Below are 12,047 nucleotides of genomic sequence, written 5' to 3' on the forward strand. Positions count from 1 at the left end.
AACGGTGTCGATTTGATCGAACGCCGCGGTGCCCTGCATTCCACTTTCCAGGAGTCAGCAATGAATACAATAACAAACGTAGCCGATACTCCCGCCCATCAAACCTCAACCCAACTGACCTCATCGCGCCGCTTTCGACAACCCCTGGGCCTTGTCGGGCTTGTACTGTTCGGCCTGGCGTATATGGTGCCGCTGGCGGTGTTCACCACCTACGGCCTGGTCACCCAGATGACCAAAGGGCATCTGGCCACCGCCTACCTGTCGACCCTGGCTGCCATGCTGCTGACGGCCTACAGCTATGGGTGCATGGTCAAGGCGCACCCCTATTCGGGCTCGGTCTACACCTATACGCGCAAGGCGTTTGGCGCCTCCTTCGGCTTTATCGCCGGCTGGACCTTGCTGCTGGACTACATCTTCCTGCCGCTGCTCAGCTATTTGCTGATCGGCATCTACTTGTCCGAATACTTTCCTACCGTGCCCACCGCCGTATGGGTATTGGGCTCCATTGCCCTGGTGACGGCGCTCAATCTGGTGGGTATCGAGTCGATTACCCGGGTCAATTGGGTGCTGATCGTGGCCCAACTGGTGTTCATCGTGATGTTCGTGGCGTTGTCGATCCACAACCTCAGCGGGCAAGCCGAGCCGGTGTCGCTGCTCAAGCCGTTTTACCATGAAGGTTTCAGTGTGCCGCTGATCATGACCGGCGCGGCGGTGCTGTGCCTGTCGTTCCTGGGGTTTGATGCGGTATCGACCATGGCCGAGGAGACGCCGGACCCGCGCCGTACCATTCCGCAGGCGATCATGGCGGTGTCGCTGATCGGTGGGCTGCTGTTTCTGGTGGTGTCGTATTGCGCCCAGATGGTCTTCCCGGAATGGAACAGTTTCGCCGATCCCGACGCGGCTTCGGTGGATGTGATGCGTCGGGTCGGCGGTGAGCTGCTCGTGAGTGCATTTACCGCCACCTACGTGGCGGGTTGTTTCGCTTCCGCGATGGTCTCCCAGGCCAGCGTGTCACGGGTGCTGTTCGCCATGGGCCGCGACGGCGCATTGCCCAGGGTATTCGGCAAGCTGGTGACGAAAAAACGCGTCCCGGCCAACGCGATCATGCTGGTCAGCCTGTTTTCGCTGATTGCGCTGTTTATCAGCCTGGACACCGTGGCCAACATGATCAGCTTTGGCGCGCTGTTCGCGTTTTCGGCGGTGAACCTGGCCGTGATCAAGCATTACCTGGGCGACCAGAAGCTGCGCGGTACACGCAACTATCTGCTGTACGCCGCCCTGCCAGGCCTGGGGTTTCTCAGCACGCTGTGGTTGTGGACGAGCCTGTCGGGCCTGTCGTTCACCATCGGCCTGGGCTGGATGGGCCTGGGGCTGCTGTGTTTGCTGTGCCTCACCCGAGGGTTCCGGGTGGGGATGCCGGAATTGCACATGGCCGAATAAGAAAAAAAACGGGCGTTCCCTATTGCCAATCAGTCAAGCGCAGGCCCCCTGTGGGAGCGGGCTTGCTCGCGAAGACGTCGGCCCAGCAAACATTGATATTGACTGATACACCGCCTTCGCGAGCAAGCCCGCTCCCACATTGGCACTGCGTTGCCTTGAGCATTGCGTTCGGCGTCGGGCTTGCCGCCGCGTGGATTAGACCCAATTACATAGGAGTACAGCATGTTCAACCTCGACTACTGGCAGCAACGCGCTGCCCGTCAAACCTTCATCAACACCGCCTTGATCGACGGCCAGGCCGTCGCCGCACTGTCCGGGGCGACCTTTGACGCCATCAACCCGGCGACCAACCAGCTCCTTGCACGTGTCGCCGCCTGCGGTGACGTTGAAGTGGACTTGGCAGTGCGCGCCGCACGCCGCGCCTTTGACAACGGCCCGTGGCGGCGCATGCCTCCAGGCGAACGCAAAAAAGTCTTGATCAAACTCGCCGACCTGTTGATGACCCACCGCGAAGAACTCGCATTGCTGGACTCCCTGAACATGGGCAAGCCGGTAATGGACGCCTATAACGTCGACGTGCCCGGCGCGGCCCATGTGATCGCCTGGTACGGCGAAGCCCTGGACAAGCTCTACGATCAGGTCGCGCCGACTGCCCACAACGCGTTGGCGACCATCACCCGCGAAGCCCTGGGTGTGATTGCCGCGGTGGTGCCGTGGAATTTTCCGCTGGACATGGCCGCCTGGAAACTGGCACCCGCCTTGGCGGCCGGCAATAGCGTGGTGCTCAAGCCCGCTGAGCAATCGCCGTTTTCCGCCCTGCGCCTGGCCCAACTGGCGCTGGAGGCAGGCATCCCCGAAGGCGTGCTAAACGTGGTGCCAGGTATGGGCGAGGGCGCCGGCAAGGCACTGGGGTTGCACCCGGACGTTGATTGCCTGGTGTTTACCGGCTCCACCCAGGTGGGCAAATACTTCATGCAGTACGCCGCCCAGTCCAACCTCAAACAGGTGTGGCTGGAGTGTGGTGGCAAGAGCCCGAACCTGGTGTTTGCAGACTGTCAGGACCTGGACCTGGCGGCGGAGAAGGCGGCCTTTGGGATTTTCTTCAACCAGGGCGAGGTGTGTTCGGCCAATTCGCGCCTCTACGTGCAACGCTGCATCCACGACGAGTTCATCGAGCGCCTGATCGATAAATCCCGCGCCTGGATGCCCGGCAACCCACTTAATCCCGCCAGCGCCGCCGGTGCAATTGTCGACAGCGGGCAAACCGCACGCATCATGCAAGCCATCGGCCGGGCGCACGCAGACGGTGCCACGCTGTTGACCGGTGGCCAACAGTTGAACATCGAGGGTTGTTCAAACTTCATCCAGCCGACGATATTCGCCAACGTCACCGCTGACATGCGCCTTTCCCAGGAGGAGGTGTTTGGGCCTGTGCTGGCGGTGAGCGCTTTCGATACCGAAGAACAGGCCATTCAGCAAGCCAACGACAGCCTTTATGGCCTGGCGGCCTCGGTGTGGAGTGATGACCTGAACCGTGCGCATCGCGTGGCCCGTGCCCTGAACGCCGGCACCGTGTCGGTCAACACCATTGATGCGCTGGATGTGACCGTGCCGTTTGGCGGCGGCAAACAGTCGGGGTTCGGGCGCGATTTGTCGCTGCATTCGTTTGATAAGTACACGCAACTGAAAACCACCTGGTTCCAGTTGCGTTAACTGCCCCGTTTCGCATAACTGCTGTGCCGTCACAGGCATTCATCCGCCAGTGGGCAATGCCTATAGTCCACTCACCCCGTGCAGCGCTTCAACCGCGCTGCGCGATCCAGCCCAAGACTGAGGTGAGCCTGATGAACCGTGAATTGGACCCCGCACTGACGGATATCAACCAAGTGGACGCCGAGTACTTCGAGTACAGCAAGGCGGCGAACCCCATCAGTGCCAACCTGATTTCCCGCATTCCCTACCACAGCTTTCCCGCCTCGCTGTATGACAATGGCCCCTCCCGCGTGGTACCGCTGGACCTCAGCGAGGCTTTGGGCTGCGAAGGCCCCGCCACCGGCCCCGGGTTATGCGCAAACTTCATGCGCCTTAACCGTGGTGACACACTGACCCTGCAACCCAACGCCACTTCCCAGGTGTTCTACGTGATTGCCGGGCAAGGCAGCGTGGTTCAGGGGGAGTATGAGATTCAATGGTCCAAGGGCTGCTTTATTGCCCTGCCGGGATTACAGCAGGCGCACTTCAGTGCCCGCGAGGATGCACGTCTTTACTATGTTCACGATGAGCCGTTGCTGCGTTACCTGGGGGTGACACCCCGCGCCGATCGCTTTGCGCCGACCCTGTACCCAGCAGCGCTGGCCAACGCGAAGTTGCGTGAAGCGGCCGATGATCCCAGGGCACAGGACCGCAGCCGCATCAGCATCCTGCTGGGCAACCGTCATTTCCCGCAGACGCGCACGGTGACTCACGTGCTGTGGGCCATGTACGGAATTCTGCCGGCGGGATCGGTGCAGAAACCCCATCGGCATCAGTCGATTGCACTGGACTTCATTATTGATTGCCCCAAGGGCTGTTATTCATTGGTGGGCACCGAGCTGGACGCGGATGGGCAAATCCGTAACCCGCAGCGGGTCGACTGGTCGCCCGGCCTGGCGTTTGTCACACCACCCGGTTACTGGCATGCGCATTTTAATGAATCGGATAGCGAGGCGTTCCTGATCCCGATTCAGGATGCGGGGCTGCAAACCTACTTGCGTGCGCTGGATATCCGCTTCAGTTGAGTCACTTCCAGTCCGGTGTTTCGCCCAGTCGTTCAACGATAAAGTCGATAAAACACCGGACCTTCGATGACACGATGCGCTTGGGCGGGTACACAAACCACACCGCAAACGCCCGCTCCACGCCCTGGATGTGCCATTCGGGCAGCCACACTGCCAACTCGCCGGCCTCGATACTTCGTGCCACCAGCCAGTCCGGCAACAGCCCAAAGCCCAAGCCTTGGCGCACGGCGATGAGTTGCGCGTCCAGGTCATTGATTCGAATCACGCCGTCATGCTGCAACGGGAGCGCGCGGCCGGCGGATACAAAACTGATATCGCCGGTGGTCGCCGTGCCCAGCACCGCAGGCACACCGGCCAAGTCCGTGGGCGTGGACGGAGGAGGGTGCTGCGTGCCAAACGCCGGGCTGACCACCAAGCGGTAGTGGCCGTCGCTGAGCTTGCGTGCCTTGAGCGTCGAATCGGCCAGCTCGCCAATGCGGATGGCCAAGTCGACGCCGGCATGAATCAAATTGACCTTGTTGTTATCCAGCACCAGTTCCACGCTGATCTGCGGGTAGCGCGCCAGAAAGTCATTCAACGCCGGCAGGATGTGATGGCGAGCAAACGCCGGTGGCAGGTTGAGTTTCAACACGCCCCGGGGATGCTGGTTCAGCGCAGACGTGGCTGCCTTGGCGTGTTCCAGTTCATCCAATACTCTGCGTGCGTGTATCAGGAAGGTCTGGCCGCCTTCGGTCAGATGCAGCGTGCGTGTGGAGCGGTTGAACAGCGCGATGCCCAGGTCTTGCTCAAGGTCCTTCACATAGCGTGAAACCGTTGAGGCCTTGATCCCCAAGCGCTCGGCGGCACGCGAGAAGTTGTTGCCTTCGGCGGCTTCGATGAAGGCGGTGAGCGCGGTGAAATAGTCCAAGGGCAGCCTCAGGGCAGGGCGGTGATACGTGCAGGTTGTTGAGTTTTGCCGGGGGCTGTCAACTGCTAGACCCTAGAGCCACGATGCAACCCCCGTTTTCCTAGTGGGGCTGAATGATCAAGGCGATATGGGATCGCTTGCAGGAAAGGTTTCTTCGATCGCCTCGTCGAGCTGGCTATCGCTGACGGAGCGGTCTCGCACCTTCACATTCGACTCGCAATGGCAATCGGCACTGGGGCACGCTTGACCCTGTGGGTGCAAGTCGGCGCATGCCTGGCTGCAGTAGGCTTTGCCGTTGCGTTGATGACCTGTGTCATCGGTCACCTGGCAAGTGCAGCCTGGGCAGGCGCAGGGCAAACCTTGAGTTGTCGGGTTCATAGGTCCTCCGAATATTCAGTGATTGATAAACGGGCAGCGCTTTTCTGATACGCAAATCAGGGCTGCTGGTAATGCCCTGGGATGTCATGGCCTTCATCGGCGGGCTTGTTGCGCTTTTGCACCTGGACGTCGCTCAATTTCGCGTCCTTGAGCTCTGCAAAGCGCTGCCTGAGCAGGGACTCGGCCCATTGAGGGTCCAGCGTGTCGGCATCGTGCTCAAGCGTGCGGCTTTGTGGCTGGTTGTCGAGGATGAAACTGATGAGGTAATGCGGTTTCTCGAACATGAACGTGGCTCCGTTACGGTTAACAAGGCGTACCCGAGCAGGGCATGTTCATTTGATGAGTAGGTTGCGCGGTGATTCAGAAAAAATAAGCCGCTTTCATCTATTGATCTCGATCAGGTGGGGAGGCTGGCTCGCTCTATAACCTTGGGCGCTTATCGATGGCCAGGGACGGCTCAACGGGCTGCTCTGGTCGCATATTCTCAAGGAAGAGTCAGCCATGCGATCACTGAAGATCCTGTTGTTATCATCGGCATTCAACGGTTTAACCCAACGGGCCTGGCTGGATCTGCGCCAAGCGGGTCACGACCCCAGCGTTGTGGTGTTCACCGATCAAGCCACGGTATGCCAGCAGGTCGAGGCGTCTGGCGCCGACCTGGTGATCTGCCCATTTTTGAAGGACCGTGTGCCGCATCAACTGTGGAGCCATCCGCAACGCCCGGTGGTGATCATCCATCCGGGCATCGTCGGCGACCGTGGCGCCAGTGCGCTGGACTGGGCCATCACCCAGCAGGCCCGCCGTTGGGGCGTCACCGCCTTGCAAGCGGTGGAGGAAATGGACGCCGGGCCAATCTGGTCCACCTGTGAGTTCGACATGCCCGCCCAGGTGCGCAAATCCGAGCTGTACAACGGCCTGGTGAGCGACGCCGCGATGGTTTGCATCCGTGATGTAGTGGCGAAATTCGCCAAAGGCTTCGTCCCGACACCGCTCGATTACACCCAACCCAGCGTCATCGGACGCTTGCAGCCGAACATGACCCAGGCCGACCGCACCTTCAGTTGGTTCGATTGCGCAGGCTTTATCAAGCGCAGCATCGACGCTGCCGATGGCCAGCCCGGCGTGTTGGCCAGCCTGTTGGGCGGGCAATATTACCTCTACGACGCGCACTTGGACGCTCGCCAGGGCACCCCGGGAGAAATCCTCGCAGTGCAGGACGATGCCGTGCTGGTAGCGGCTGGAGATCACAGCCTGTGGATCGGCTCGCTCAAACCCAAAGGCCCAGAGACCTTCAAGCGACCGGCACGGCACGTTCTGGCTGAGCAGTTGGCCGGGGTGCCGGTGCTGGACAGTTCAATCGCCTGCCAGGCGTTCAACGAGCGGGTCTATCAACCCATTCGCTACCAAGAGTTCGGCCACATCGGCGAACTGACGTTCGAGTTCTACAACGGCGCCATGAGCACCGAACAATGCCAGCGGCTGGTCGCAGCGTTGCGCTGGGCCAAGGCGCGAGATACCCAAGTGTTGCTGATCAAGGGCGGGCGCGGCAGCTTTTCCAATGGGGTGCACCTAAACGTCATCCAGGCCGCCGACGTGCCGGGGCTGGAAGCCTGGGCCAACATTCAAGCCATCGACGATGTGTGCCTGGAGCTGCTCACTGCCAGGCAGCTGGTGATCAGCGGCCTGACCGGCAGCGCAGGCGCAGGCGGCGTGATGCTGGCGCTGGCCGCCGACATTGTATTGGCCCGCGAAGGTGTGGTGCTCAACCCGCACTACAAGACCATGGGACTCTACGGCTCCGAATACTGGACCTACAGCCTGCCACGGGCCGTGGGCAGCGAAATCGCGCATAAGCTTACCGAAGAATGCCTGCCCATCAGCGCCATCCAGGCCCAGCAGTACGGCATGGTTCAGGCCATCGGCCCGCGTTGCCCACAAGCATTTGGCTTGTGGCTTTTGCAACAGGCCGACAGTGCGTTGACCGATGATAAGTACCTTCATGCACGCACACGTAAAGCCACGCTGGATACTCAGCAAGTTGAACGCTGTCGCGAGCAGGAACTGGCACAGATGCGATTCGACATGGTGGGAAATCGCCAGCAGTTTGCCGAGAAATGCCGCAACTTCGTGTTTAAACGCAAAACCTGCCAGACCCCGCAGCGGTTGATTGCGCCGTGGGCGTTGAGCTACGAGGCTGGCGTGCCGCAAAGCCGGATGCTGAATGACTGACCGTCGACGCGGGGAGGGCGCGGCGGCCAGCCCAGCCTCGCGTTGGGCGATAGGGTTCCCCATAATGAAGTCCAATTTGCCCAAACGCTCAAACTAGAGGCCCCATGGAACTGTACAACCTTAACGATGACGCAGCGCTCGTATGACTCGGGCGCTGTTTATTTCGTTGGATGGGCCCAAGGGTACCGGCAAAACCACGCTGTTGGAGGCCGTTACGACAGCGTTGAGGGCCGACAATAAAAAGGTCGTCCGACTGTGCGAGCGCAAGAGCGATCCCTATCGAGCGCAAACGATGGCGCTGGTTAACAAATTCGCCAGAGACCCCAGCCGGGATCTGGAACTTGAGGTGTGTGAGCGCTTTGCTGACAGCCGCAGCTGGATTACCCAGCACGTACTGGCCGCACAGCCACCTGACAGCATCATCCTGATGGATCGCTGGTACCCGTCTGATGCTGCGTTTCGTCGATTGATACCCTTTGCAGACATTCTTGAGCTGAACATTGATCGACAGGTGCAAGTGCCGGATCTGCATGTGGGGGTTGTCACCGCGGCGCAAATATCCTGGGCACGGGCGGCAGCACGACGGCGCGGGCTGAGCAGTACGGTGATGTTTAAGCTGGAGGAGCAAGTTGTGTGTACCGAGGCGTTTGAACGAGCGGCGGTGGGGCAGGGGTGGGTGATCTGTCGCAATGAAGGAACGATTGAGGAGGCGATGAGGCGGGTGGTTTCGCAGATATATAAAGTCCTTTGATCGAATTCAAGATGAAGAGCGCAAAGGCAACGAGAGTTAGCGGCGCTTGAGCAAAACATAGAAGCGTTGAAACGCCAGGGTGGTGACGCCGCCATTATTGACTGCGAGGGACGCCCGTGCGTGCGCACGCGAGAGGTCCCGGGCGAAAACCCTTATCACGATGCCGCTACAGGGAAGAAGACTTATCGGTTGATCTGGACTAAGTGAGGCTCATCAACTTTGAACTAATCAATAAGCCTGTCCACCTAACGCTTTGCACGTTGCCTCAAACCCAGGTTTTTCCTGGGTTACCCAATCACACACGAAGGTTTGGTTAATCATGAAGAGCGAACAGGTAGAAGGCGTTGTAGAAAAGGTTGCCGGCAAAGCGCAGAGCGCAGTCGGGAAGCTTTTTGGTGATTCGAAGTTGGAAGCTGAGGGCGCTGGACGCCAGGCTGCGGGTCAACTGACGCAAACCTATGGTGACGCACTGGACAGCGTTTCTACATTCGTCAAAGAAAAACCGGTTGCTGCACTGGCAATCGGGGCTGTTGCTCTACTGGTGCTGAAGAGATTGCTTGGTCGCTGAACAGCAGTAGCTTCAATAAGATTGCTAACGCGGTAGAAACGATGGTGAACGCTAACCAGAATCAGGGGCAAATTTCTGAAGTTTCTTGCAGGCGTGGAAGGGCGTGAAGTGGAGCGGGGTATCTGCCTGTTCCTTGGGTAACCAAGTCATGCTGCCTGGCAATCGACGCGGTCTCTATGCCCTTTGCCGAGCTTGATGGGCTGAAAAGCCCTTATGTTTTCCAGGTCCCAGAAAAGCCAATGCCCCGACAAGTCGGGGCATTGGCTTTTTTATGAGCGAGTGGTCGGTTTGTATCGTTTTGTATCTGCGCTTTGGATAGATACACAGCGATTCCTTTAAGTCGGTTGATGACACATACGGGATACCCGCGGGGCTTTAAATGGACCCATCGAGAAGGCGCAAACCTTTTCCAATGGATGACTCATTTAACTCGCGGCTATCTCTGCGCGTTTCGCGACGTTGTCGACCAATGACTTATAGGAAATTCAAAATGCCTGCAGCTACGTTCGGTTTCACCTGGCGCCATTGTCTGGCTTCTTCCGTGAGAATGGGCGCTTTGGGGTTGGCCCTGATAGCCGGCAGCGGTGCTGCCTGGGCTGCTGGCCCGGCCGTCGATGCGTCAGGTGCCAGCTCGGCCTCGACCCATCCCGAATCGATTAGACCTTATCGAATTCACGTCGATGAAGCTCAATTGGCCGATCTGAAAAAGCGCATTGCGGCGACCCGCTGGCCGGACAAAGAGACCGTCAACGACGTTTCCCAAGGCGTGCAGTTGGCCCAGGTCCAGGCGCTGGTGAAGTATTGGGGCAGCGGCTATGACTGGCGCAAGGCCGAAGCGAAGCTCAATGCGCTGCCTGAATTCATCACGACTATCGACGGCGTGGACATTCAATTCATCCATGTTCGCTCGCCAAACCCCAACGCGATGCCGCTGCTTCTGACACACGGATGGCCTGGCTCACAGTTTGAGTTCCTGAAGACGATCGGCCCGCTGACGGATCCCGTTGCTTACGGCGGTAAGGTTGAAGATTCGTTCGACGTGATCATTCCATCGATTCCAGGACACGGTTTTTCCGGTAAGCCAACTGAATTGGGCTGGGGGCCGGATCGGGTCGCGAAGGCTTGGGATGTGCTCATCAAGCGTCTGGGTTATACCCACTATGTTTCCCAGGGCGGAGATCACGGTTCGGTCATATCGGATGCATTGGGCCGCCTGAATCCGCCGGGGCTGTTGGGCATTCACTTGAACATGCCGGCCACCATCCCGCCCGAATTGGTCAAGCCGATCAATAGTGGTGACCCGGCCCCTGACGGGCTCACTGAGCCTGAACGCAAGGCGTTTGATTCCTTGAGCACCTTCTTCGGCCGCAATGCAGCATACGGCGCGATGATGGTTACGCGCCCGCAGACTATCGGTTACCTGCTGGCCGATTCGCCTACCGGAACTGCGGCGTGGATGTACGAAAAAATCGCCGCGTGGACGGACAGTGATGGCCAGCCTGAACGGGTATTGACCCGTGACGAGATGCTGGACGATATCAGCCTGTACTGGCTGACGAACGCAGGCGCATCGTCATCGCGTTTCTACTGGGAAAACAACAACAACAATTTCAGCGCTGCCGCGCAGAACACCGCAAGCATCAAGGTGCCGGTGGCGATCACGGTCTTCCCGCACGAGATCTATCAGGCGCCAAAAAGCTGGGCGCAACGCGCTTACCCATCACTTTCCTACTACAACCAGGTTAACAAGGGCGGCCACTTTGCTTCCTGGGAGCAACCTCAATTGTTCAGCGAAGAGTTGCGGGAGGCCTTCCGGCCGCTGCGCGCCAAGCTGAGCGCAACGAAGACTGGCCAGTAGCTCACACGCAATCGAGCCAACACACCGGGCCGCTATTCGGCGGCTCGCTACGGAGAAATACCATGGAGATGACCTTGCTGAACAATCAAAATAAATCCAGCCGCCTGCGGGGTCTTGCCCCATCGCTGTTGGCAGCAGCAGTGCTGCAATTCGCGGCGGTGGCTGTCGGTTTTTCCCAAGCCAACGCGGCTGATGTACCCGCGTCCACCATTGGGGCTATCACCCCGGGAGCTCACACCTCTCTCGGCGCACTTAAGCATGTGAAAGCGGGGCTGCTGAACGTTTCTTACGCGGAACTCGGCCCAGCCGATGGTCCTGTGGTCATTTTGTTGCACGGCTGGCCCTACGATATCAACGCATACGCTGATGTCGCTCCTGCTTTGGCGGACAAGGGATATCGAGTGTTGATCCCTTCTGCGCGTGGTTATGGCGATACGCATTTTCTCTCGGCCAAGACCATTCGCAATGGTCAACCTGCTGCGCTGGCGACCGACCTGATCGACTTCATGGACGCGCTGAAGATCAAGACCGCGGTGCTGGGTGGGTTTGACTGGGGCGCCCGCACTGCGGATATCGTTGCCGCACTGTGGCCGGAAAGAGTGAAAGCCCTGGTCGCTGTGAGCGGTTACCTGATAGGCAGCCAAGAGGCGGGCAAGGCGCCATTGCCGCCAGCCGCCGAACTGCAGTGGTGGTACCAGTTCTATTTCGCGACCGAGCGCGGGCGCCTGGGCTACGAGAAAAACACCCATGACTTCGCCAAGCTCATCTGGAAGCTGGCGTCGCCACAGTGGAATTTCGACGACGCCACTTATGAGCGCAGCGCGGCATCCTTGCAAAACCCTGATCACGTGGCCGTGTCGATTTTCAACTATCGCTGGCGCCTGGGGTTGGTCAAGGGCGAGGCCAGATACGACGCGCTGGAGAAGAAACTCGCGGCATTTCCATCCATCAGTGTGCCCACCATCACCCTGGAAGGTGATGCGAACGGCGCACCGCACCCACCTGCCGAAGCGTACGCCAAGCGCTTCACTGGCAAGTATGAGTACCGATTGATCACCGGTGGTGTAGGCCACAACTTGCCGCAGGAAGCGCCGAAAGCCTTCGCCCAGGCGGTGATCGACGCCGATCATCTTTGAAAA

11 protein-coding genes are annotated in these 12,047 nt (G+C 59.3%); 8 read left to right on the plus strand and 3 right to left on the minus strand.

The features are described from left to right. Positions 1–60 precede the first annotated feature (60 nt). The 3 genes from AB4P90_RS14185 to AB4P90_RS14195 all read left to right on the plus strand — a co-directional run bounded on the left by AB4P90_RS14185 (position 61) and on the right by AB4P90_RS14195 (position 4,217). On the plus strand, positions 61–1,440 hold the full coding sequence (locus tag AB4P90_RS14185; protein WP_395606040.1) for an APC family permease: 1,380 nt from the start codon (positions 61–63) through the stop codon (positions 1,438–1,440). A gap of 222 nt (positions 1,441–1,662) precedes the next feature. Then, the gene (locus tag AB4P90_RS14190; protein ID WP_395606041.1) at positions 1,663–3,153 is read left to right on the plus strand and encodes an aldehyde dehydrogenase; all 1,491 of its coding nucleotides are present in this window, start codon (positions 1,663–1,665) and stop codon (positions 3,151–3,153) included. Between the two features lie 131 nt (positions 3,154–3,284). Further along, positions 3,285–4,217 (plus strand): cupin, encoded by a 933-nt coding sequence (locus AB4P90_RS14195; protein ID WP_072434559.1) that lies wholly within the window; start codon positions 3,285–3,287, stop codon positions 4,215–4,217. A 1-nt stretch (position 4,218) separates the two neighbouring features. Here the strand turns inward: AB4P90_RS14195 and AB4P90_RS14200 are convergent, their stop codons facing one another. The 3 genes from AB4P90_RS14200 to AB4P90_RS14210 form a co-directional block, all read right to left on the minus strand. After that, entirely contained in the window at positions 4,219–5,124 is a 906-nt protein-coding gene (locus AB4P90_RS14200) for a LysR substrate-binding domain-containing protein (protein WP_323556321.1), read from the minus strand. 117 nt (positions 5,125–5,241) lie between these two features. After that, positions 5,242–5,502, minus strand: coding sequence for a metallothionein (locus AB4P90_RS14205; protein ID WP_173877502.1), 261 nt, complete (start codon positions 5,500–5,502; stop codon positions 5,242–5,244). Between the two features lie 56 nt (positions 5,503–5,558). Continuing rightward, positions 5,559–5,786: a hypothetical protein gene (locus tag AB4P90_RS14210; protein WP_003191203.1), complete on the minus strand. Its 228-nt coding sequence runs from the start codon at positions 5,784–5,786 to the stop codon at positions 5,559–5,561. A gap of 217 nt (positions 5,787–6,003) precedes the next feature. Between AB4P90_RS14210 and AB4P90_RS14215 the strand changes: the two genes are divergently transcribed. The 5 genes from AB4P90_RS14215 to AB4P90_RS14235 all read left to right on the plus strand — a co-directional run bounded on the left by AB4P90_RS14215 (position 6,004) and on the right by AB4P90_RS14235 (position 12,044). After that, the gene (locus AB4P90_RS14215; RefSeq protein ID WP_020301502.1) at positions 6,004–7,731 is read left to right on the plus strand and encodes a hydrogenase maturation protein; all 1,728 of its coding nucleotides are present in this window, start codon (positions 6,004–6,006) and stop codon (positions 7,729–7,731) included. Positions 7,732–7,873: 142 nt separating this feature from the next. Beyond that, positions 7,874–8,482 carry a dTMP kinase gene (locus AB4P90_RS14220; RefSeq protein WP_014718438.1) on the plus strand — a complete coding sequence of 203 codons (609 nt, stop codon included), beginning with the start codon at positions 7,874–7,876 and terminating at the stop codon, positions 8,480–8,482. Between the two features lie 319 nt (positions 8,483–8,801). Next, complete coding sequence (locus tag AB4P90_RS14225) at positions 8,802–9,050, plus strand: CsbD family protein (RefSeq protein WP_014718439.1); 249 nt, start codon at positions 8,802–8,804, stop codon at positions 9,048–9,050. A 490-nt stretch (positions 9,051–9,540) separates the two neighbouring features. Then, entirely contained in the window at positions 9,541–10,908 is a 1,368-nt protein-coding gene (locus AB4P90_RS14230) for an epoxide hydrolase family protein (RefSeq protein ID WP_288856694.1), read from the plus strand. Positions 10,909–10,970: 62 nt separating this feature from the next. Further along, positions 10,971–12,044 carry an alpha/beta fold hydrolase gene (locus AB4P90_RS14235; RefSeq protein WP_395606042.1) on the plus strand — a complete coding sequence of 358 codons (1,074 nt, stop codon included), beginning with the start codon at positions 10,971–10,973 and terminating at the stop codon, positions 12,042–12,044. Positions 12,045–12,047: the final 3 nt, after the last annotated feature.

Source organism: Pseudomonas sp. B16120, assembly GCF_044218845.1.
Classification (GTDB): Bacteria; Pseudomonadota; Gammaproteobacteria; order Pseudomonadales; family Pseudomonadaceae; genus Aquipseudomonas; species Aquipseudomonas paracarnis.

Coding starts and splice junctions, on each gene's coding strand:
- AB4P90_RS14215 (WP_020301502.1), top strand. CDS start 6,004: ATGCGATCACTGAAGATCCTGTTGTTATCATCGGCATTCAACGGTTTA.
- AB4P90_RS14195 (WP_072434559.1), top strand. CDS start 3,285: ATGAACCGTGAATTGGACCCCGCACTGACGGATATCAACCAAGTGGAC.
- AB4P90_RS14205 (WP_173877502.1), bottom strand. CDS start 5,502: ATGAACCCGACAACTCAAGGTTTGCCCTGCGCCTGCCCAGGCTGCACT.
- AB4P90_RS14210 (WP_003191203.1), bottom strand. CDS start 5,786: ATGTTCGAGAAACCGCATTACCTCATCAGTTTCATCCTCGACAACCAG.
- AB4P90_RS14225 (WP_014718439.1), top strand. CDS start 8,802: ATGAAGAGCGAACAGGTAGAAGGCGTTGTAGAAAAGGTTGCCGGCAAA.
- AB4P90_RS14220 (WP_014718438.1), top strand. CDS start 7,874: ATGACTCGGGCGCTGTTTATTTCGTTGGATGGGCCCAAGGGTACCGGC.
- AB4P90_RS14230 (WP_288856694.1), top strand. CDS start 9,541: ATGCCTGCAGCTACGTTCGGTTTCACCTGGCGCCATTGTCTGGCTTCT.
- AB4P90_RS14235 (WP_395606042.1), top strand. CDS start 10,971: ATGGAGATGACCTTGCTGAACAATCAAAATAAATCCAGCCGCCTGCGG.
- AB4P90_RS14185 (WP_395606040.1), top strand. CDS start 61: ATGAATACAATAACAAACGTAGCCGATACTCCCGCCCATCAAACCTCA.
- AB4P90_RS14190 (WP_395606041.1), top strand. CDS start 1,663: ATGTTCAACCTCGACTACTGGCAGCAACGCGCTGCCCGTCAAACCTTC.